General features: G+C 60.4%; 21 protein-coding genes. 12 read left to right on the top strand and 9 right to left on the bottom strand.

Annotated features, from left to right (window positions below):
• Positions 1-47 precede the first annotated feature (47 nt).
• From ACXJKE_RS00765 to ACXJKE_RS00745, 5 genes are all read left to right on the top strand, one after another.
• Complete coding sequence (locus ACXJKE_RS00765) at positions 48-545, top strand: GNAT family N-acetyltransferase (RefSeq protein WP_457278667.1); 498 nt, start codon at positions 48-50, stop codon at positions 543-545.
• A gap of 217 nt (positions 546-762) precedes the next feature.
• The gene (locus tag ACXJKE_RS00760; RefSeq protein WP_457278666.1) at positions 763-1,179 is read left to right on the top strand and encodes a hypothetical protein; all 417 of its coding nucleotides are present in this window, start codon (positions 763-765) and stop codon (positions 1,177-1,179) included.
• A 65-nt stretch (positions 1,180-1,244) separates the two neighbouring features.
• Complete coding sequence (locus tag ACXJKE_RS00755) at positions 1,245-1,988, top strand: AAA family ATPase (RefSeq protein WP_457278665.1); 744 nt, start codon at positions 1,245-1,247, stop codon at positions 1,986-1,988.
• 79 nt (positions 1,989-2,067) lie between these two features.
• Positions 2,068-2,592, top strand: a complete 525-nt coding sequence (locus ACXJKE_RS00750) for an SLOG cluster 4 domain-containing protein (RefSeq protein WP_457278664.1) — start codon at positions 2,068-2,070, stop codon at positions 2,590-2,592.
• 861 nt (positions 2,593-3,453) lie between these two features.
• Positions 3,454-3,918 (top strand): YcxB family protein, encoded by a 465-nt coding sequence (locus ACXJKE_RS00745; protein WP_457278663.1) that lies wholly within the window; start codon positions 3,454-3,456, stop codon positions 3,916-3,918.
• A gap of 59 nt (positions 3,919-3,977) precedes the next feature.
• Here the strand turns inward: ACXJKE_RS00745 and ACXJKE_RS00740 are convergent, their stop codons facing one another.
• From ACXJKE_RS00740 to ACXJKE_RS00725, 4 genes are all read right to left on the bottom strand, one after another.
• Entirely contained in the window at positions 3,978-4,454 is a 477-nt protein-coding gene (locus ACXJKE_RS00740; protein ID WP_457278662.1) for a hypothetical protein, read from the bottom strand.
• A gap of 104 nt (positions 4,455-4,558) precedes the next feature.
• Positions 4,559-6,058 (bottom strand): exopolyphosphatase, encoded by a 1,500-nt coding sequence (gene ppx / locus ACXJKE_RS00735; RefSeq protein WP_457278661.1) that lies wholly within the window; start codon positions 6,056-6,058, stop codon positions 4,559-4,561.
• Positions 6,059-6,381: 323 nt separating this feature from the next.
• The gene (locus ACXJKE_RS00730) at positions 6,382-7,521 is read right to left on the bottom strand and encodes an ABC transporter substrate-binding protein (protein ID WP_457278660.1); all 1,140 of its coding nucleotides are present in this window, start codon (positions 7,519-7,521) and stop codon (positions 6,382-6,384) included.
• Positions 7,522-7,690: 169 nt separating this feature from the next.
• Complete coding sequence (locus ACXJKE_RS00725; RefSeq protein WP_457278659.1) at positions 7,691-8,170, bottom strand: fasciclin domain-containing protein; 480 nt, start codon at positions 8,168-8,170, stop codon at positions 7,691-7,693.
• Positions 8,171-8,398: 228 nt separating this feature from the next.
• Between ACXJKE_RS00725 and pstS the strand changes: the two genes are divergently transcribed.
• From pstS to phoR, 7 genes are all read left to right on the top strand, one after another.
• Positions 8,399-9,442, top strand: a complete 1,044-nt coding sequence (gene pstS, locus ACXJKE_RS00720; protein WP_457278658.1) for a phosphate ABC transporter substrate-binding protein PstS — start codon at positions 8,399-8,401, stop codon at positions 9,440-9,442.
• Between the two features lie 117 nt (positions 9,443-9,559).
• Positions 9,560-10,525 carry a phosphate ABC transporter permease subunit PstC gene (gene pstC / locus ACXJKE_RS00715; RefSeq protein ID WP_457278657.1) on the top strand — a complete coding sequence of 322 codons (966 nt, stop codon included), beginning with the start codon at positions 9,560-9,562 and terminating at the stop codon, positions 10,523-10,525.
• Positions 10,522-11,382: a phosphate ABC transporter permease PstA gene (gene pstA / locus ACXJKE_RS00710; RefSeq protein ID WP_457278656.1), complete on the top strand. Its 861-nt coding sequence runs from the start codon at positions 10,522-10,524 to the stop codon at positions 11,380-11,382. The genes pstC and pstA overlap by 4 nt, the downstream gene beginning before the upstream one ends.
• Positions 11,383-11,429: 47 nt before the next feature.
• Complete coding sequence (gene pstB / locus ACXJKE_RS00705; protein ID WP_457278655.1) at positions 11,430-12,209, top strand: phosphate ABC transporter ATP-binding protein PstB; 780 nt, start codon at positions 11,430-11,432, stop codon at positions 12,207-12,209.
• Positions 12,210-12,228: 19 nt separating this feature from the next.
• Entirely contained in the window at positions 12,229-12,930 is a 702-nt protein-coding gene (gene phoU, locus ACXJKE_RS00700; protein ID WP_411879881.1) for a phosphate signaling complex protein PhoU, read from the top strand.
• Between the two features lie 171 nt (positions 12,931-13,101).
• Entirely contained in the window at positions 13,102-13,827 is a 726-nt protein-coding gene (gene phoB, locus ACXJKE_RS00695; protein WP_431096707.1) for a phosphate regulon transcriptional regulator PhoB, read from the top strand.
• Positions 13,824-15,179 carry a phosphate regulon sensor histidine kinase PhoR gene (gene phoR, locus ACXJKE_RS00690; protein ID WP_457278654.1) on the top strand — a complete coding sequence of 452 codons (1,356 nt, stop codon included), beginning with the start codon at positions 13,824-13,826 and terminating at the stop codon, positions 15,177-15,179. The genes phoB and phoR overlap by 4 nt, the downstream gene beginning before the upstream one ends.
• Here the strand turns inward: phoR and ACXJKE_RS00685 are convergent.
• From ACXJKE_RS00685 to trxA, 5 genes are all read right to left on the bottom strand, one after another.
• Positions 15,167-16,522, bottom strand: a complete 1,356-nt coding sequence (locus ACXJKE_RS00685; RefSeq protein ID WP_457278653.1) for an MATE family efflux transporter — start codon at positions 16,520-16,522, stop codon at positions 15,167-15,169. The genes phoR and ACXJKE_RS00685 overlap by 13 nt on opposite strands.
• On the bottom strand, positions 16,519-18,270 hold the full coding sequence (locus ACXJKE_RS00680) for a hypothetical protein (protein WP_457278652.1): 1,752 nt from the start codon (positions 18,268-18,270) through the stop codon (positions 16,519-16,521). The genes ACXJKE_RS00685 and ACXJKE_RS00680 overlap by 4 nt, the downstream gene beginning before the upstream one ends.
• Positions 18,271-18,477: 207 nt before the next feature.
• Positions 18,478-18,759, bottom strand: a complete 282-nt coding sequence (locus ACXJKE_RS00675; RefSeq protein ID WP_457278651.1) for a type B 50S ribosomal protein L31 — start codon at positions 18,757-18,759, stop codon at positions 18,478-18,480.
• 279 nt (positions 18,760-19,038) lie between these two features.
• Positions 19,039-20,301 (bottom strand): transcription termination factor Rho, encoded by a 1,263-nt coding sequence (gene rho, locus ACXJKE_RS00670; RefSeq protein ID WP_348050341.1) that lies wholly within the window; start codon positions 20,299-20,301, stop codon positions 19,039-19,041.
• A 244-nt stretch (positions 20,302-20,545) separates the two neighbouring features.
• The gene (trxA, locus tag ACXJKE_RS00665; protein WP_077594529.1) at positions 20,546-20,878 is read right to left on the bottom strand and encodes a thioredoxin TrxA; all 333 of its coding nucleotides are present in this window, start codon (positions 20,876-20,878) and stop codon (positions 20,546-20,548) included.
• Between the last annotated feature and the right edge of the window lie 117 nt (positions 20,879-20,995).

The raw sequence follows: 20,995 nt of genomic DNA, 5'->3' as shown, positions 1-20,995 counted from the left end.
CCGCCGCCCGTCGTTCAGCTCAAACGTTCACCGCCAGAATAGAACCAATGATTCAAATCGTCCCCTTCTCTCCGGCACACGCCGATGGTGTAGTGTCTGTGATCCTGCCGATTCAACAGTCCGAGTTCGAAATCCCGATCACACTGGAAGCACAACCAGACCTGCAGGACATTGCCGGTTTCTATCAGCATGGCATCGGCAACTTCTGGGTCGCCCTGGAGGAGGGAGCCGTTGTCGGCACACTTGCTCTGCTAGACATCGGAAACTGTCAGGCAGCTCTGCGCAAGATGTTCGTGGCCAGCTCGCATCGCGGGCCGGAGCATGGCGTCGCCAAGGCGCTGCTTCAAACGCTGCTCAACTGGTGTCGTGCTCAAGGTGTACGAGAGGTCTTCCTGGGCACAACAGTCAAGTTCCTTGCCGCCCACAGGTTCTACGAGAAGAATGGCTTCCACGAGATGGTCAAAGAAGCTCTGCCAGAGAGCTTTCCCGTCATGGCTGTTGACACCAAGTTCTATGGGTTGTCACTGCAACGCAATGACGCCTAACCTTTCCATCGAGGGGACGTGCCCCGGCATGCCGGATCACGCCTCTCATCTCAAACGTTAGGGGATCTGAAAGCTTGAGTACTTTGGTGCTCAGAGTACGTCGCGCGGCTCCCGGAGAAGAAGAGAAGAAGAGAAGAAGAGAAGAAGAGAAGAAGAGAAGAAGAGAAGAAGAGAAGAAGAGGGTTCATGTCAAACTTTAGACGCCGCAAGGAATTCCATGCCGTTGCTCAAGCCGCTTGTTGCCTGGCTGGTCATACTTGCCCTGGCCATTGCCAACGGAGCGCTTCGCGAGATTGTTCTGATTCCTGTTCTTGGCAAGACCACTGGTCTGGTCATGAGCGGGGCGCTACTTTCCCTTTTTGTGATGCTTGTGTCTTTCGCCCTTGTTTGTCTCAGCCACGGCATCACAATCTTGCAAGGTCTTTGCGTTGGCGCTTCCTGGTTGTGTCTCACACTGGTCTTCGAGTTCAGCTTTGGCCGTTACGTTCAGCACAAGTCCTGGTCTGAGCTACTCGAAGCGTATGCATTCAAAGACGGTAATATCTGGCCTGTTGTGCTTCTCGTCATTCTTCTGGCGCCGCCGGCCGCAGTCCTCCTTCAGGCAAGATCTCAGCATGCAAACGGCAGCGCCTGACCCATCCTTGAAGCGAACGCGCCTTCGGCACGCCGCACAAGTCAAACGTTAGGTGTCCAGCTCGCATGACCAAGCGCACCAAGCCCTACCTGCTTCACGCGGCAATTCGTCCAGACGCGGATATTGACTACGAGTCCTACCCGTTCAGCATTCCCGCTGTACGCGAGATTGCCAACATCGACTTCCATCCCAACGTGACCTTCTTTGTCGGAGAGAACGGGTCGGGGAAGTCGACCGTCATGGAAGGCATCGCAGTCGCTCTTGGCTTCGGAGCTGAAGGCGGCACAAAGAATGTGCGCTTTCACTCTGCAGGCTCACTATCCGCACTTCACGACTGCTTGCGTCTGGCTCGCGGTGTTCCAAAACCTCGTGATGAGTATTTCCTTCGCGCCGAAAGTTTCTTCAATGTCGCGAGCTATATGGATGAAACTGGTTACCTGGAAGGCTACGGCGGCAAGTCCTTGCACACGCAGTCTCACGGTGAGTCCTTCATGGCGGTGCTTTTGAACAAGCTACGCGGCAACGGCATCTACCTCCTGGATGAGCCAGAAGCGGCTCTGTCGCCCAGCCGCCAACTCGCCGCACTCAGTGCCATTCACCAGCTTGTAGAGGATCACTCGCAGTTCATCATTGCAACGCACTCTCCGATACTTCTTTCCTATCCAAATGCGAAGATCATTCAGTTCGACAGGTCGGGAGTCAGTGAGGTCTCGTTCGAAGATACGGAGCACTTCGCTGTCACTCGGGACTTTCTCAACAACTATCCAAGGCGTCTCGAGCAACTGCTTCAAGATGACGTAGACACCTGACCATTCCGTCGAGCTGCGTGCCCTGGCAAGCCTGGCACGTGGTTCCTGTTAAACGTGAGATCGTAAACTCGCCCCTGCCATGACCGTTTCTCATCGAAAGCCCCAAGTCTGTGTACTCGGCAGCGCTGAGCCGGGTTCTAGCGCCTACGAGCTTGCCGGGCAAGCTGGTGAAGCGCTGGCCAAACTGGGCATTACCGTTGTAAGCGGGTGCGGCAGTCCCGCAACCCGAGTTGCTGCGGAGCGCGCAATTCAGGCTAACGGCCTGGTGCTCAGCATAGTGCCGCCAGACCAGATGCCCGAGCCGGATTGGCCCGCCACGGTGGTGCTCCCCTGTGGCATGGGAGATGCCCGCAATCTCTTGATGGCGCTTGCCGGCGATGCCTGCATCGTCATCGGTGGTCGCGCAGGCACCAAATCCGAGGTTCACCTGGCCTGGCTGCACAAGCGGCCTTTGCTTCCCCTGGTCGGCTGCGGCGGGTGGTCTGATGAACTACCGTCCAACCCTCCAGACGATCGGGCGAACTCCCGGATCCTGCCGTGGAGCACCATCGCCGAGCTGGAGGCAAATCTCCGCAGTCTTGGGTTGGTCAAAAATGCGGATTGACTTGGGGAACTGGTTCGGCAAGCGGGAGGGCAGATTGCAAGGGAGAACTGCGCGGTTTCATGGAGTTTTTATAACTGCATGAATTTGCAGTATTCTTCCTTGAAACCCGGCATGCAAGCGGACTGCAGGAGTTTTGAATGTATAGACCAGATCGCAAGCGCCAGGTTATACCGCAGGTTTTGCGGCATACATTACGTTAGGCCTCTGTGCGCGATTTTCTGAAATTCGTATTCGTTAACTGGCCTTCGCTAGTACTAGGCGCCGGTGCAACCTGGATCACATCACTTGCAGTTCAGAAGTCTGAACCGTCAACAAATAGGCTGCTTGCCAAAGTTGTCGGTCGCCTTGGTCTTTCAGTCTTGATAACACTCTTCTTATGGGGGCCGCCAGGCATGTTCCTCGGCCTTGTAGGAGGCGGTGTTGCCCCCTTCCTAGTCGGCCTATTGGTTGCTCCAGTCCTGGTTTACTGGGCTCTCTATCCACTTTTCGGCCCTGCACTAGAAAGGTATCTATCTGCAGATGCCCGTGTACCACCACGAAGTTCAAAAGAGGACCCTGACGACCAAGAGACCTAGCAGCCGTCGATTGCGAGAAACCATCGCATCCTTACCTTGCCATTCAAAGAGCTTGAGCAGCTACTAGAGAGCCACCTGATCTGGAAGTAGCGCCCTCCCCCAAGTTCTCAGTCGGCGCCAATCGAGGAAAAGCAATGAAAGTCAGTTCTGTCTTCATGCCGAGGCCTAACCCTTCCATCGAGAGGGGCGTCCAAGAGCTATCGCTCTTGGACGCCCCTCATGTCAAACGTTAGGCGCTCCAGAAATGCATTCCGTCCACACGAATCTTGCGAAGAGGGACATCACCATGGCCGTTTTTGCACGTTTGACGCGTCGAGGTCCTTTGCTGAAGGCTTGGGTGCTCTGGACGGTTGTTGTGGGTGGCGTCATGGTGGTTGCGAAAGGCCTTCCGCAAGAGCCAGTCGAAGTGCTCGTACTTGCGATCTCTGCATCCCTGGGCTCGTTACTCTCAGTTGCTGTCTCTATCGTCTTCACGCTACTGCGCATTCGGAATGGATTAAAGGACGGCGATGGTGTGCTTGGCGAGCACGAATATGCGCTGACGGCAGACGGGCTGACGGAGAGGACTGCGGTCAATGAAACCTTGGCAAGATGGAGCGGAATACGAGGGGCGAACAAAACAAGAGCCTTCGCGTTCATCGAGATGCGAAGCGGGTCGTTTCACATCATCCCTCGTCGCTGTTTCAGGTCTCCGGCCCATGAGGCCGAGTTTTTATCCGAGCTTCAGCGCGGTGCGACAAGTAGTGCCTAGCCGGACACAAGCGCAAAACTCCGCGCTCTTGCGAGCGCGGGAAGATTCCTCGGTATAGCTTAAGAGCCGAGCGTGGGCCGGCCGGTCTTGATGGCGGGAACCTGCTCGAGCGCGGTCAGGAAAGCCGCATCGGAAATGCTGGCTAGCAACTTGATGCCTGCGCGCAGCAGTTCGCTTTTCTTGGCGGGGCGGGTGAGCTTGGCGGCGCGCTGCTTGAGGTCGTCCAACACCACGTATTCGGCTTTCGGAATGGTGAAGCTGTCGCGCACCAATTTTGGCTTTTTGGTCTTTTCCAGCTTTGCGGCTTTGGCGGGCTTGGCAGGCTTGGCAGGCTTAGCGGTGGCCTGCGGTTTGGCCGCAGGCTTTTTGGCGCCGGCCTTTTTCACGATGGCTTTCTTGACCGTGCCTTTGCCGGTCGGGGCCTTGGCGGGGGACGCCTTTTTCGGGGTGGGCTTGGCGGCGGTTTTCACGGGTGCCTTGGGCGTGGCAGGTGCCGGTGCGGCGGGTTTTGCAGTTGCTTTTTTGCTGGTAGCCATGGATTGATCCTTTTTGGTGCGCGGTCAAATAAACCGTATATATAGTTTATACGGTTTGTTTAAAAACCGTCAAGACCTGGTCCGGCGAGGCAGAAGAAGGGTGCTCATGGGCCGGGCACAACCAGCGTCCACGGCGTTTTTTGCCACGCCAGGACTTCTTCCTGCAGTAGATGGGCTGACTGCGGAAACGACTGCGCCCAGCCGGGGCGGCAGTTCAGTACAAAGATTCTTCCGGGTTCAGCGCTGCTCTCAAGCTGAAGGCCTTTCAGGTCAGGGTCGCGCCGGGCGTGGCAGAGGATGACGGCCAGGCGCAGGCACAGCAGTTGCTGGATGAACACGCGGTCTTCAAAATTGACTTCAAGCTTGCGCAGCTTGCCGCGGTGGCCCAGCACCAGAAGGCTCAGGCGATGCAGTTCGGGCAGGGCAAAACCCGGCGCGTCGGCGTTGTCCAGGATGTAGGCGCCATGCTTGTGATAGTCGCTGTGCGAGATCTGGCTGCCGATCTCGTGCAGCTCTGCGGCCCATTCCAGCTTGCGCTGGAAGCGCTCCGACTCTGCGCGAGGCATGCCGGCACTGGCCATTGCGAACAACTGCCTGGCGACTTTGCTGACGCGCTGGGCCTGTGCGTTGTCGGTATTGAATTTGCTGGCCAGGCGCTGCACGGTGGTGGAGCGCAAATCGGTCAAATCCTGCTCACGGTCCACCAGGTCATAGAGCACACCGTGGCGCAAGGCGCCTTGTGCGGCTTCCATTTGCGCGATGCCCAGCAGGTCGAACACGGCCCTCAGCACGCTCACACCGCCGCCTATGACGGCGCGACGGTCGTCCTTCATACCGTCGAGCTTGAGCCGGTCGGCGCTTTGCGCCTTGAGCAATCGGTCCAGCAGCCAGTCGAGGCCTTCTTGCGTGACCATACCCGCAGGCCAGCCCGAAGCTGTCAGTACGTCACTGACGGCGCCAATCGTGCCGGAAGACCCATAGGCGGTGTCCCACGCATCGGCGCGGTAGATGTTGACGGCTTCGTCGAGAACTGCCTTGGCGGCGACCTCCGCTGTCTGGAAAGCACGTGGGGTGAACTGCCCGTCGGGGAAATACTTCATGGACCATGCCACGCTGCCGACACGGTAGGACTCCATGGTGCGCGCGTCCAGCCCCTTGCCGAGGATCATTTCGGTGGAGCGCCCGCCTATGTCCACCACCAGCCGGCGTTCATCGGACTGCGGCAGGAGGTGAGCAACGCCCTGGTAAATGAGGCGGGCTTCTTCACGGCCCGGGATGACGTCGATGGCAAAACCGAGGATCTTGTGGGCGCGCGCCAGGAATTCCTCGCGGTTGCGCGCTTCGCGCAGGGTCTGCGTGGCGACGGCGCGAACCTGGTACTTCTTGAAACCGGCCAGCCGTTCGCCGAAGCGCGCCAGGCAGTCCCAGCCTCGCTGCATGGCTTCCGGGGTCAGGTTGCGGTCGGCATCCAGCCCGTTGCCCTGGCGAACGGTTTCCTTGAGGTATTCGGTGCGGTGAATCTGGCCGGCATCAAAGCGGCCGATTTCCAGTCGAAAGCTGTTGGACCCGAGGTCTACAGCGGCGAGCAGCGTTCCATTTTGCATACCTGAGTTTAAGGGCTTGCCATAGCATTCGCGCGGGACTCGCATCAGCATTTCTGGGCCTGTGAACATTGTGTTTGCAAGATGCGTTGCGAGTCAAAAAGGCCATGAGCAAGGCGTAAAACGCAGGCGGGGTGAACCCCGTCAAGGCTTTGCAACGCCGCGCAGGGCCTTTTTGATCGCAACCCGGAGGGAATGGGGTGAAAACGGCGCCAATCAAGGCGCGTGACGAATCCCAGACCGGGAGTCTGGGTGAGGAGTGCAACGCGGAGTGGCGCCGTTTTCACCCCATTCGCATTTGCAAACACAGTGTTCACAGGCCCTGCCTAGCCGATCAACCGGCCATCGACCGTCATCATGCTTTGCGTGACGTAGGTGCCGCTTCTGCGCTGGGGGTTGAAGCTGATGCTGAATCCGCCGACGTCGAACTTTGTGCGGCGCTGGAAGGCGGCAAGAACGCTCTGGCGGTTCAGGGGGCCATCGACGTCATTGAGCACTTCGTAGGTGTAGCGTGCTGCAATGAATCCTGCCAGGCTCAGCGGCGTGGGCGGCTCGTCGAAGAGGCGCGAAAGCGTTTCACGGTAGCTTCTGACCACCGGAAGGCTGGCGTTGACCAGGGGCACCGGCTGGGTGGCGATGACCGGCGTGTTGCGCGCCGCGCCCACCTGCAGCATGGTTTGCAGGTTCACATCGGCCAATGCCACGACATAGCGCTGGCGAGCCTGCTTTTCCAGGCCCTGGGTGAATTCGGCGAGCTCCGGCGTTCCGCCCACAAAAAGCAGCACGGCGGGTGTACGGGGCGTGAGTTTCTGACCCAGTGCACGCAGGTCGTCTGTTGCCTTGAAGGGCTGCAGCTTCAGTTGCATGTCCAGGGCGATGCGCTCGACGTCCGTGTGATAGGCGGCATGGTCCTGTGCTGTGGCGTAAATCGCACCCAGCTCCTTGAGGCCCATGGTCGAAAGGCTCTTGAGCGCATAGGCAATCTGTTCCTGGCGCGCGGCGAAGATGGGAAAGGTCTTGTCGTCGATTTCGAGGCTGGAGTTTTGCAGCCACGGGGCGGCGTGGGGGATGCCCAGCCCGCCCTGGCGGGACAGCGCCACGATCTGGCTGGCAACCTGGTCGCCGACACTGCCGGAAAGCACCATGCAGAGGGGGTTGTCCTTGACCGAGTCCAGTGCCGTGCGCAGGCTTGCGGGGGTGCCGTCCGTTTCCAGCGCCAGGTGCTGGACCTGCCTGCCGCGGACGCCGCCGCGCAAGTTGATGTCCTGCCAGGCGGCGCGTGAGCCGATCAGGAAGTCCTTGGACACATCCTGCTGCGCCTGGGAAAAATCAACCGGCTGGGCCACGACAACGCTGCGCGATGAGGCGCCCTTGCCGGGCTGAGCCCAGGCCGGGCTTGTAATTGCTGCGGCGACCAGGCCGGCGCGACGCAGCAGCCGGCGGCGACTGACTAAAGGTAAAGGCATTTGAGCTGGCATGGATGTTCCCCGGTGCGAGGTGGCTCGCCGTGCATGGATTGCTATTAAAACGATAGCTGCTTGCGCCAGTCCCATAAGGGCTGGAGCACGAAATTGCACAAATTCAATAAAAAACGGGTCAAGCCTTCCGGCTTGACCCGTTCCAGCACCCGTGGGCTTATTTGGCGGGTGGGATCAGCACGCTGTCCACAATGTGAACGACGCCATTGGTGGCGGAAATGTCGGCGGTCTGGACCATGGCGTCCTCGATGGTGACGAATTCTCCGGCCTTGGAGAGCGCCACATTGGCGCCATTGACGGTTTTGGCGTTGCCGTTTTTGACGTCGGCAGCCATTACCTTGCCGGGAATGAGGTGGTAGGCCAGAACCGCCTTGAGCTTGGCCGGGTCTTTGGCGAGCTCGTCCATGGTTTTGGCTGGCACTTTGGCGAAAGCCGCGTTGGTGGGCGCGAACACGGTGTAGGGGCCGGTGCCCTTGAGTGTGTCGGTCAGCCCGGCTTTGGCTACCAGGCCATTGAGGGTGCTGAGCTGCGATTGGGTGGCAATCGTGTCTGCCACGGACACCGGGGTGGAGGTGGTGGCGCAGCCGGCGAGGGCGGCAACGGCGGTGGCGAGGACCAGAAAGCGGCGGTTCAACATGAAAGATTCTCCTGATTAATCCTGATTAAGACGAGGCCAAGGGTAGGAGAACCCGGTGACAGATTCGTGACGGTAATTTGAAGGTTTTGTGACGCTATAGAGGGACGGCAGCCCGCCGGGAGGCTGTCATATTTGTCACATCCTTGTCACACAAGATTCCTACAGTCGACGCATCTTTCCGATCAATCCCAACCAGTTTCGACCAATCCCAACCCAAGAGGTGTTCTGATGAACCTGACTTTCAAAGCTTCCCTGACTACTGTGATGGGCGTTGCCCTCGCGTCGTTCGCCACGCTGGCTGCAGCCCAGGACGTGACAGGCGCCGGCGCCAGCTTCCCCGCCCCCCTGTATTCCAAGTGGGCCGCTGATTACAACAAGGCTACCAGCGTCAAGATCAATTACCAGTCGGTGGGTTCCGGCGCCGGTTTGCGCCAGATTGAAGCCAAAACCGTCGATTTCGGCGCTTCCGATGCGCCCCTGAAAGACGAAGAACTGGCCAAAAAAGGCCTGATGCAATTCCCCACGGTGATCGGCGGCGTCATTCCTGTGGTCAATATCAAGGGCATCACCCCCGGTCAGCTCAAGCTGAGCGGCCAGGTGCTGGGCGACATCTACCTCGGCAAGATCACCAAGTGGACCGATCCGGCCATCAAGGCCCTGAACCCCACGCTGCCCCTGCCTGACGCCGCCATCGCACCGGTTCGCCGTGCCGACGGCTCCGGCACCAGCTTTATCTTCACCAATTACCTGAGCAAGGTGAATGCCGAGTGGAAGTCCAAAGTGGGCGAGGGCACCGCAGTGAACTGGCCAGTGGGCGCAGGCGGCAAGGGCAATGAAGGTGTGGCGGCATTCGTCGGTCGTCTGCCCAACTCGATCGGCTACGTGGAATACGCTTACGTCAAGCAGAACAAGATGACCTTTGCCCAGCTGAAGAATGCGGCCGGCAATTTCGTGTCGCCGGAAGATGGCGCCTTCAAGGCTGCTGCAGCGGGTGCCGAATGGTCCAAGAGCTTCTACCAGATCCTGACCGAGCAGCCCGGCAAGGATTCGTGGCCCATCACCGGCGCTACTTTCATCCTGATGCAGAAAGTCCAGGACAAGCCTGCCCAGGCCGCCGCTTCGCTCAAGTTCTTTGAGTGGGCTTACAAAAACGGCGACAAAACCGCCGACGACCTGGACTACGTGCCCATGCCTGCCGCTGTGAAGACCATCATCGAAAAAGCCTGGGGCGACATCAAGGATGCATCGGGCAAGACGGTTGCCTACAAGTAAGCACAGCCAGCTGATTTTTCCCAGTCGTTACACACCATAGGGGTTTCTCACGTGTCCTCTACACTTCCGGCTAGCCGGGCCGCTTTTGACCACCCGGCAAAAGCGACCGGACGCGCTATGACCAATCCTCCTCCTGGCAGCACTGTGCGCAGAAGCCCCCTGGCAGACCGGCTTTTCGGCTGGGCTGCGCAGGGCGCGGCCTGGCTGACACTGGCTCTGCTGGCCGGCATCCTGATTTCCCTCGTCATCGGGGCGTGGCCGGCGATCAGCAAATACGGCCTCGGCTTCCTGACGAGCAGCGTCTGGGACCCTGTCAAGGGCGAGTACGGCGGGCTGGTCATGATTTACGGCACCATTGCCACGTCACTGATCGCACTGCTCATCGCGGTGCCGGTGAGCTTCGGCATTGCGCTGTTCCTGACCGAGCTGTCGCCCGCATGGCTCAAAAGGCCGCTGGGCACCGCCATCGAGCTGCTCGCCGCCGTGCCGTCCATCGTCTACGGCATGTGGGGCCTGCTGGTGTTCGGCCCCATCCTGGCCACCTACGTGCAGCAGCCGCTGCAAAGCCTGCTGAGCGGCGTGCCTTATCTGGGCGCACTGGTGTCTGGCCCTCCTGTGGGCATCGGTATTTTGTCGGCCGGCATCATCCTGGCCATCATGATCATCCCTTTCATCGCCTCGGTGATGCGGGACGTGTTCGAGGTCACGCCGGTGCTGCTCAAGGAGTCCGCCTATGGGCTGGGCTCCACCACCTGGGAAGTTGTCTCCAAGGTCGTGCTTCCATACACCAAAGCTGGTGTGGTGGGCGGCATCATGCTGGGCCTGGGCCGGGCCTTGGGCGAAACCATGGCGGTGACCTTCGTCATCGGCAACTTCAACCAGCTCGATTCGCTGAGCCTCTTTCAGGCAGCCAACAGCATCACGTCGGCGCTGGCCAACGAGTTCGCTGAAGCCGGTGAGGGTCTGCACCAGGCGGCGCTGATCTACCTGGGCCTGGTGCTGTTCTTCATCACGTTTGTCGTGCTGTCGCTGTCCAAGCTGCTGCTGGCCCAACTGCGAAAGAGTGAAGGGGTGAAAACATGAGTACCGCGGCACACGACGCGCGCCTGGCCAAGTTCGCCAGCCGCAAGCGGGTCAACCGGATCGCGTTGGTCCTCTCCCTGGCGGCCATGTCCTTCGGCCTGTTCTGGCTGGCATGGATTTTGTGGGAAACCATACGCCTGGGCGTGGGCGGGCTTTCGCTGGCCACGCTGACGCAGATGACGCCGGCACCCAATGAAGAGGGCGGTATCGCCAATGCGATTTACGGCTCCTTCCTCATGGTGCTGCTGGCCACCTTTGTGGGCACGCCCATCGGCATCATGGCGGGCATCTACCTGGCCGAGTACAACACCAAGGGCATGCTGGCGTCTGTGACGCGCTTTGTCAACGACATCCTGCTGTCCGCGCCGTCCATCGTGATCGGTTTGTTCGTCTACACGGTCGTCGTGTCGCAGTTCAAGTCCTATTCGGGCTGGGCCGGTGTCCTGGCGCTGGCGCTGATCGTGATTCCCGTGGTGATTCGCACGACGGAAAACATGCTGCAGCTGGTGCCGCCAGGCCTGCGTGAAGCGGCTTACGCCCTGGGCGCGCCGAAATGGAAAGTCATTACCAGCATCACCTTGCGCGCCGCACGCGCCGGCGTGACGACCGGCATTCTGCTGGCCGTGGCGCGGATTGCCGGTGAAACAGCGCCGTTGCTCTTCACCGCGCTGAACAACCAGTTCTGGACGTCTGACCTGAGCCAGCCCATGGCCAGCCTGCCCGTGACGATCTTCAAGTTTGCGCTGAGCCCTTATGAGAACTGGCAGCAGCTGGCATGGGCAGGCGTGTTCCTGATCACCATGGCCGTGCTCGGCCTGAACATCCTGGCGCGTGTATTGACACGCGCCAAAAACTGACAGGCTGACGCCTTTCCTTTAGACCACACAACACAACAAGGTCACAGATGGATACCCCTACTGCATCACGCGAACAATCGAAAATTTCGGTCAAGAACCTCGACTTCTATTACGGCAAGTTCCACGCCCTCAAAAGCATCAACCTGGAAATTCCCGAAAAGAAGGTCACGGCCTTCATCGGCCCCTCGGGCTGCGGCAAGTCCACGCTTCTGCGCATTTTCAACCGCATGTATGAGCTTTATCCCGAGCAGCGCGCCGAAGGCGAGATCATGTTCGACGGCGAGAACCTGCTGACGTCCAAAAAAGACGTGGCATTGATCCGCTCCAAGGTTGGCATGGTGTTCCAGAAGCCCACGCCTTTCCCGATGTCGATCTACGACAACATCGCCTTTGGCGTGAAGTTGTTCGAAAGCCTGAACGCTTCGGACATGGATGAGCGTGTGGAATGGGCCCTGCGCAAGGCCGCGCTGTGGACGGAAGTCAAGGACAAGCTGAACCAGAGCGGCTCCAGCCTCTCGGGCGGCCAGCAGCAACGCCTGTGCATTGCTCGCGGCATCGCCATCAAGCCTGAAGTGCTGCTGCTGGACGAGCCCTGTTCCGCGCTGGACCCTATTTCCACCGCCAAGGTGGAAGAACTGATTGCCGAGCTCAAGAACGAATACACGGTGGTCATCGTGACGCACAACATGCAGCAGGCTGCCCGCTGCAGTGATTACACCGCCTATATGTACCTGGGCGACCTGGTTGAGTTTGGCGCAACCGAAGACTTGTTCTTCAAGCCAAAACGTAAAGAAACCGAAGACTACATCACCGGCCGTTTCGGCTGATACGGATTAGGGAGCACACATGCCTGATAAACACCTATCGACCCAGTTTGACAGCGAACTCAATGGCGTGTCCTCGCGCGTCATGGAGCTCGGCGGCCTGGTCGAATCGCAGATTCGCCTGGCTATCTATGCGCTGTCCCAGTTCAGCGCCGAAAGCGCCAACCAGGTGATCGAAACCGAATCGCGCGTCAACGCGATGGAGATCGACATCGACCGCGAGCTGTCGTCCATCATTGCACGGCGCCAGCCCACGGCTCGCGACCTGCGCCTGCTGATTGCGATTTCCAAGACCACGGCCAACCTTGAGCGTGCCGGTGACGAGGCCGAGAAGATTGCCCGCATGGTCAAGTCCATCATCGAGAGCGGTTCGGCCCGGGCCCTGCCTTCGTCCGACCTGCGCATCGCGGCGGAGCTCGCCTCCGGCCTGCTGCGCAAGGCACTGGACGCTTTTGCCCGGCTGGACACCGCGGTCGCGGTTTCCATCCTCAAGGAAGACGACCAGATCGACCAGGAATTCGACGGTTTTGTGCGCAAGCTCATCACCTACATGATGGAAGACCCCCGCACGATTTCGCCGAGCCTGGATTTGCTGTTTGTGGCCAAGGCCATCGAGCGCGTGGGCGACCATGCCAAGAACATCGCAGAATTCATCATCTACATCGTCAAGGGCGCCGACGTGCGGCACACTCCTATGGAACAAATCGAATCCGCCGTGAAATGAGCCCCCACGGTCGCTCACTTCGTGTAGCTTCCTGCCCCCCGAGGGGGCCGCTGCGCCTGCGGTCTGGCGAAGCCAGTCCCGCGGCCCCTGCTGGTATGAAGAGCTTGCAACTGTCGGGGGGATTTTCCGCATGGGCGCTTCGGTGTCTTTGCCTTTGAACGAATATTCATCATGAAACACCTGCCACGCATACTGATTGTTGAAGACGAGCCGGCCATTGCCGAGCTGATTGCCGTCAACCTGCGGCATGGCGGCTTTGACCCCGTGGTGGCGGAAGACAGTGTGTCGGCCCAGCGCGAACTCGACGCTGTGTTGCCCGATGCCATCCTGCTCGACTGGATGCTGCCGGGGCAAAGCGGCCTGGCGCTGGCCCGCCACTGGCGCAAGCAGGCGCGTACCAAGAGCATTCCCATACTCATGTTGACGGCACGCGGTGACGAACCCGACAAGGTGGCCGGACTGGATGCCGGCGCCGACGACTACATCACCAAGCCGTTTTCTACCCAGGAGCTTCTGGCGCGCATACGCGCCGTGCTGCGCCGCCGCGCGCCCGAGTCGGTGAACGACAGCGTGACGGTGGGCGGGCTGGTCCTGGACGCCGCCACGCACCGCATCTCTTACCTGGGCCAGGAGCTCAAGCTGGGCCCGACCGAGTTCAAGCTGCTGCATTACCTGATGAAACACGCCGAACGCGTGCACAGCCGCAGTTCCCTGCTCGACAAGGTGTGGGGCGACCACGTGTTCATTGAAGAGCGCACCGTCGACGTCCACGTCAAGCGCCTGCGTGAGGCCTTGGGCGCAGCGGGCACCATGGTGGAAACCGTGCGCGGCGCCGGTTACCGGCTGACGGCGATGGCCGCCAACAACCCGGTTGCTGCGGCACAATCCAGCGCATGATCAATCGGTGGATTGTTTTTGCCGCCTGCATGATTGTTGGCGGCGGTTTGGGCTTTTGGGCGCGCACCGCAAACGGCTTGACCTTCGGACTGGGCATAGGCTTGGCTGTGGGGGCGATGCTCTGGTTGGTGATCGACAGCGTCTATATCGGCCGCCTGCTGCGCTGGCTGCGTACCGAACAGAACAACGACGCGCCAGCCGTGATGGCAGGCAGCGCCCCCAGCCTTCCCGGTGTATGGGGCGAGGTCGTGGACCGGACCCGCCGGCTGCTCAAGAATCGCGATCAACAGTTGCAGGAAAGCCAGGCGCGCCTCGATGAATTCCTGGCGGCCATGCAAGCCTCGCCGAGCGGCGTGGTGCTGCTCGACGCGCAAGGCCGTATCGAGTGGTGCAACCAGATGGCCAGCCAGCACTTCGGCTTTGACGCCCAGCGCGACGTGCTGCAGCACATCGCCAACCTGGTGCGTGACCCGGCCTTCAAAGCTTATATGGCAGCGGGTGATTTCTCGCACGACGTGGTGATCCCCGGCAACTTCAGCACGCCGGCCCGTCCGGTGAAGCTGTCGGTGCATGTACATTCCTATGGCAAAAACCGCAAGCTGCTGCTGTCGCGGGACATCACCGCCGTGGAGCTGGCAGAAGCCATGCGTCGCGATTTCGTGGCCAATGTGTCGCATGAGATCCGCACGCCGCTGACGGTCTTGTCGGGTTTTATCGAAACCCTGCAGACGCTGCCGCTCAAGGAGCCGGAGCGGGCCCGCTACCTGGCGCTGATGTCGCAGCAGTCGCAGCGCATGCAAACGCTGGTGAATGACCTGCTGACCCTGTCGCGGCTGGAAGGCAGCCCGTTTCCGGGTGCCAATGACTGGATGACCGTCAGTGCGCTGATGGCCCAATCAGAGCAGGAGGCAAGGGCCTTGTCGTTGGTGATTGCGCCGCAGGGCCACCAGCTGGAATTTGACCAGGGGCCAGGCACCGAAATTGCCGGGGTTCAGACCGAGCTTTATAGCGCGATGTCCAATCTGGTGACCAATGCTGTGCGCTACACGCCCGAGGGAGGTCTGGTCCGCGTCAGCTGGACGCTGCTGGCGGACGGGCGTGGTGAGTTCAAGGTCAAGGACAGCGGGCCGGGTATCGCGCCTGAGCACCTGCCGCGCCTGACGGAACGTTTTTATCGCATCGACCGCAGCCGATCGCGTGAAACCGGGGGCACCGGCCTCGGCCTCGCTATCGTCAAACATGTCGCCCAGCGTCACGGTGCCGAACTCAACATTCAAAGTGAACCGGGGCACGGCTCCTGCTTTTCCATCATTTTTCCCGTCGTGCGGGTTCGCCGGACTCAAACCGGTTGAGTCACCTTCAGGCTACGCCTGACCGCATGCCACAACAGGGCCAGAAAACATGCCGCAACGAGGCCAATGGCGAGCGTGCTGGCCGCCCAGAAACTGCTGGCGGACTGCGTCGCGGCCTGGCTTGCAATGCCGTCGTAAGCCAGACGATAACCCCCCAGAAGCCCAAGTCCCCAGAGCAGCACGCCATAAAGGGCCAGCGGCGCAATGGTGATGCGGTAGCAGCGAAGCAAAAAGGCCGTCAGGGCCTGTGTTGCATCGGCGACGTGATAGAACGCAACCCACACCAGCAAAGCGGAGGCCAGCGCGACAATTTCCGGGTTGCCGGAGTACCAGCTTGCCAGCACGGGGCCGGCCATTGAAACCAAGGCCGCGAGTGTCAGCGCCGCAAGCCCTGTGAGCTTCAGCCCCAGCAGCACCACGCGTTTTGCGTAATCCGGGCGTCCTGCGCCTATCCAGAACGAGACACGGGCACTGCACGCGATGGCCATGGACAGCGGCATCATGTAGAGAACCGCAGCCACGCTGGATGCAATCTGGTGGCTTGCGGAGGCCACGGTGCCGAGGCGGGCGATGAAGAGTGCCATCAGCGTGAACGACGTCACTTCCACCAGATAAGCCAGGCCGCCGGGAATGCCGAGCCTGGCGAAGTGACCTATTTGCAGCCAGTCCGGCCGTTCCATGCGTTGCCAGATGCGATAGGGCTGGTACAGCGTCTGTGTGCGCAGCATCAGGATGGCCAGCGCCAGCAGGAGGTAGTTCACAATCAGCGTGGCCCATGCGCAGCCGACAGCGCCCATGGGTTCTACGCCGGCACCGCCGGCCACCAGCCAGATAGACAGGGGGATCTTGACCAGCAGGGCGCCGACCTGCAGCCAGGTGACCAACAGCGGCTTGCCCAGTGCCTGGTTGAAGGTGCTGTAGATGCGAAACAGCAGGGATGGTGCGAACGCAAAGGCCAGCACCGCCAGGTAATGCTGCACCTCGTCGCGCATCAGTTCAGGCACTTGTGCCCAGCGCAGCAGGGGGCCGGGGAAGAGCATGGCTGCCATCCCCGCCACCACGATAAAACCGCACAGGTACATGCTTTGGCGCAGCGAAGCACCTACCGCCTCATGGCGGCGCGCGCCCATCATTTCGGCCCAGATGGGCAGTAGCGCCTGAACAATGCCGATCAGGCCGACGTAAACACTGATGTAAAGCGCCGACCCTACCGACAGCGCGGCCAGGGCCTCGTCGCTGTAGCGGCCTGCAATCACCGTGTCGGCCACACCGAAGGCCATGACGGCCAGTTGCCCGACGAGCACGGTGCCCGCGTGCTGGCTGATGATCTTGAGTTCGCTCAAGGGCTGGTTCTTGAATTCGGGCGGGGAAGCCCCACTCGCTTGAACAGCAGGACGTTTTCAGTCTTGTCCGTGGGGCGGCGCACTGTCGCCTGGAAGGCCCAATCGGGCAAATTAACGACGCGGCTGAGCGTTGGCTGCGCCTCGACATCCACAATCAGGTAGGGGCAGCTTGCCTGCGTTCCGGCTTGCCGGAGCTCGAGCCCGCCGTGGTACTGCAGCGCGGCGGCCTGCGCACTGCCTACGCCGTAAATCTCAACGCAGGCGCTTTTGTCGACGAGATTTGCGATCTGGCGCGACAGGGGCGCAAGGCTGCGGGCGTAGTCGAGCAGCGGTAGCCAGAGTGTCATCAGCAGCAGCCAGCACAGGGTGGCGCCGCCGGCAGGCAGTACCAGCGATTTCCAGATGGCCGCACGCTGCGCGCCGGCGCGCCATTTGACGAGCCAGGCCCAGGCCAAGGTGGCCAGCAGTGCGGCCAGGAATGCCAGCCACGAGAAGCTGGGTTCAAACCCCGGTGCGAGTTTGGCGACGTTGGCTGCGGGTTGACGCGGAACGCCGGTCTGCATGGCAATCCAGACCACCCAGATGATGATGCCGCAGCCGGTGAAAAACAGCAGTGTGAACCAGTCAATCAACGAGGCCACGCTGCGTTTGAGTGTGGGGAGCGCGAAGGCTGCCAGCGCTGCCAGCGGCGGCAGGCTCAGCAGCAGGCTGCGGTCCGAGGCTGTGGTCGTCAGCGTGGCGGCCACGGCCATCGCGGCGAACCACAATGGCAAGGCGACATGGCGGCTGGCCAGTTGCCTGCGCCAGCGGTAAAGTGTCCACATCGCCAGCGGCCATGCCGGCCAGGTAAACCACAGCAGCAGGCGTCCCAGGCTGCGCCAGTCTTTCAAGGCCGATTGACCGTCCGCACCGGGCAGGTGAATCCTCCAGCGCCACAGGTTCAGCCCATAGGCCAACAGCGCTACCAGCAGCGTGATGCCGGTGATCAGCAGCACCCAGTGCCATGACTGCTGCCTGGCCGCAGGGTCGGACTGGCCGGTGCCCCAGCGCATGTGGGTCCATTCCACCAACGCTCCGCCCATGCCAATCAGAAGTGCCAGTGTGGGCGCGCCGCTCAGGGCCAGCCCTGCAAGCCCGACCAGCAGGCCGAATGCCGGCCCCAGGATCTTGGTGGCCGGGCGGTAGGGGCTTGCGGCCATGGCGTAAAAGGCCAGTGCCGTGAAGCCGAGCTGCGCCAGGGCCGGTGTGGTTTCATGGGAGAGCTGCGCCAGGCCAAGACTGGCGATCAGCGCCAGCAGGGCGGTATCGGCGATAGCCCGGGCATAGTCGACCGGACTGGCCTCGCCGCCGAAAGCAAAGGCGACGGGCTGGGCTTGCGGGCTACGCGCCAGGTAGTAGACGGCGTACCACGTGGCCAGCATCGTCAACACCAGCAGTCCTACAAATGGAATGCGTACAGCCCATGCCGGATCCAGAAAGGGGAAGACCTTGATGGCGGCTGCGCCTAACCAATATGGCACCAGTGCATCGAACTCCGTGACCTGGCCCAGCAGCTGTGGACGCAGCCAGTTGCCCGCCATGGAGGCGAGTTCACGCATCACGCCAAACGCAGCAATGTCTTCGTTTTTCCAGGGGCCGCGCCCCAGAAAACCCGGCAGCGCATAGGCTGCGCAAAACAGGAGCAATGCGAGTCGCGGCAGGCGGCGCACAGCGGACTGGGCAATGATGGCAGGAGACGGTTTGTTCAAAACGTAGGGGATCGGATAGATAGATCTGAGGGATCGAAAGGGGGCGGCTGCTGTCGGGTCGTTCAACCTTGGCTACGGGTGATTCTGCGTCAAACCAGGCTGAGGTACATCGCGTGACCTGGCAAATTTTGCTGAAAAAAAAGCAGCCTGAAATTCAGGCTGCTTTTTTGCAGGCTGGCGAAAGTTTTTCGCAGCTTATCCGGCAGCTTACTTCGCAGCTTCGGGCGCGGCCTCTTTGGCTGCGGTCTTGCCGAAACGGTTGCGGAATTTCTCGACGCGGCCACCCATGTTGTCCACGGATTTTTGCGTGCCGGTGTAGAAAGGGTGCGATTCGCTGGACGTATCGAGCTTGTACAGGGGCAGTTCGCGACCGTCGTCCATCTTCACCATTTCTTTGGTGTTCACGCAGGAGCGGGTGACGAACTTGAAGTTGTTGGACAGGTCCAGGAAACAAACTTCGCGGTAATTGGGGTGAATGCCTTCTTTCATGATCTTTCCTTATTCGTTGCGGGAGCCACACCAAGCCAGTCCTGGGCACTTTCCGCTAAGCCACACATTATGGCATGAAATCAAGTACTTAGCGCACTTTTGGCCTTCTGAGAGGCGATTTTGTGTCCAAGACAGAGCTAAGAGGAGGTAAGGAACTGGTCTTAACCCAGCCGGGGCCGCGGAACCGGCTTTGCCGGGCCGCAGGCGCAGCGGCCCCCTCGGGGGGCAGGAAGCTACACGAAGTGAGCGACCGTGGGGGCAACAATTGGCGTGGCGGCTTTAGCCGCCGCGCCTCATCATGTCGAAGAATTCATGGTTGTTCTTCGTCGCTTTCATGTTCTTGAGCATGAGCTCCATGGATTCGATTTCATCCATGTTGTACATGAATTGACGCAAAATTCGCGACTTTTGGAGGATTTCGGGTGCAAGTAACAGCTCTTCCTTGCGGGTACCGCTGCGGTTGAGGTGAATTGCCGGGAACACGCGCTTTTCGTACAGGCGGCGGTCCAGGTGGATTTCGCAGTTGCCGGTGCCCTTGAATTCTTCAAAGATCACTTCGTCCATGCGGCTGCCGGTGTCGACCAGCGCGGTGCCGATGATGGTCAGGCTGCCGCCTTCCTCAATGTTGCGGGCCGCACCGAAGAAGCGCTTGGGGCGCTGCAGTGCGTTGGCGTCCACACCACCGGTCAGCACTTTGCCCGATGAAGGCAACACGTTGTTGTAGGCGCGGGCCAGGCGGGTGATGGAGTCCAGCAAAATGACCACGTCCTTGCCGAGTTCGACCAGGCGCTTGGCGCGTTCGATCACCATTTCGGCCACATGCACGTGGCGCGCGGCGGGTTCGTCGAAGGTAGACGAGATGACTTCGCCGCGCACGCTGCGCTGCATTTCGGTCACTTCTTCAGGGCGCTCGTCCACCAGCAGCACCATCATGACCACTTCAGGGTAGTTGGCGGTGATGGCATGGGCGATGTTCTGCATCATCACGGTCTTGCCGGACTTGGGCGGTGCGACCAGCAGGGCGCGCTGGCCCTTGCCGATGGGCGCGACGATGTCGATGATGCGGCTGGTCAGGTTCTCTTCGCCCTTGATGTCGCGCTCGAGCTTGAACTGCTCGCGCGGGAACAGCGGGGTCAAGTTCTCGAACATGACCTTGTGCTTGTTGTCTTCGGGCAGGCCGTCGTTGACCTTGTCGAGCTTGTTCAGTGCAAAGTAGCGCTCGCCATCCTTGGGGGTACGCACTTCGCCTTCAATCATGTCGCCGGTGTGCAGGTTGAAGCGGCGAATCTGGCTGGGGCTGATGTAGATGTCGTCGGTGCTGGCCGTGTAGCTTGAATCCGGAGCACGGAGGAAACCGAAACCGTCGGGCAGCACTTCCAGCACGCCGTCGGCCACGATGGTCTCGCCGGTTTTTGCACGTTTTTTGATGATGGCGAACATCAGCTCCTGCTTGCGCATACGGCCAACGTTTTCGATCTCAAGGGCTTCGGCCTGCTTGAGGACTTCAGACACGTGCAGTGCCTTGAGTTCGTTTAAGTGCATGGAGTTACTCCTTGCGGAGTTCATTGATGGAAATGGGGGAGGTTTGAAAAGAAGCCGCAGAAGATGGCTTACAAACCGGGAACTCGAACCAGGCAGCGAGTGCCGTCTGGTGAATAAAGCACATTATGACAGGAAATTCAGGCGGGAAATCAAGGCATTTTCCCTGCATCCGGCCAGCGGCCGGGAGACCTGCACCGGTCGGGAAGCGGCGGTGCGCCGTGCCTCCCTTCCCGCGCGAAAAACCTCAGGCCAGTTGCTGGTCGATGAAGGCGGTCAGCTGGGCCTTGCTCATGGCGCCGACCTTGGTGGCGGCAAGCTGGCCATCCTTGAACAGCATCAGGGTGGGGATGCCGCGGATGCCGAATTTGGCAGGGATGTCGCGATTTTCGTCGACGTTCATCTTGGCGATCTGCAGACGGCCGTCGTAACCCGTGGCCACTTCGTCCAGAATCGGCGCGATCATCTTGCACGGACCGCACCATTCAGCCCAGTAGTCCACCAGCACGGGTTTGGAGGCTTGCAGCACGTCGGCTTCGAAGGTGGCATCGGTGGTATGTTTGATCAGTTCGCTCGCCATGGCGGCTCCTTTGTCTGTTTAGGATGGTTACGATACGGTACGGCTAAAGTTGTAGTCATTGTGGCAGAAAGCAAGTGGCCGGGTCGGGCGCGCGGGGGCTATGGCCCCGATAGAGAT

It is taken from the genome of Polaromonas sp. P5_D5 (assembly GCF_054049435.1).
This window is presented reverse-complemented; position numbering and strand designations above follow the sequence as displayed.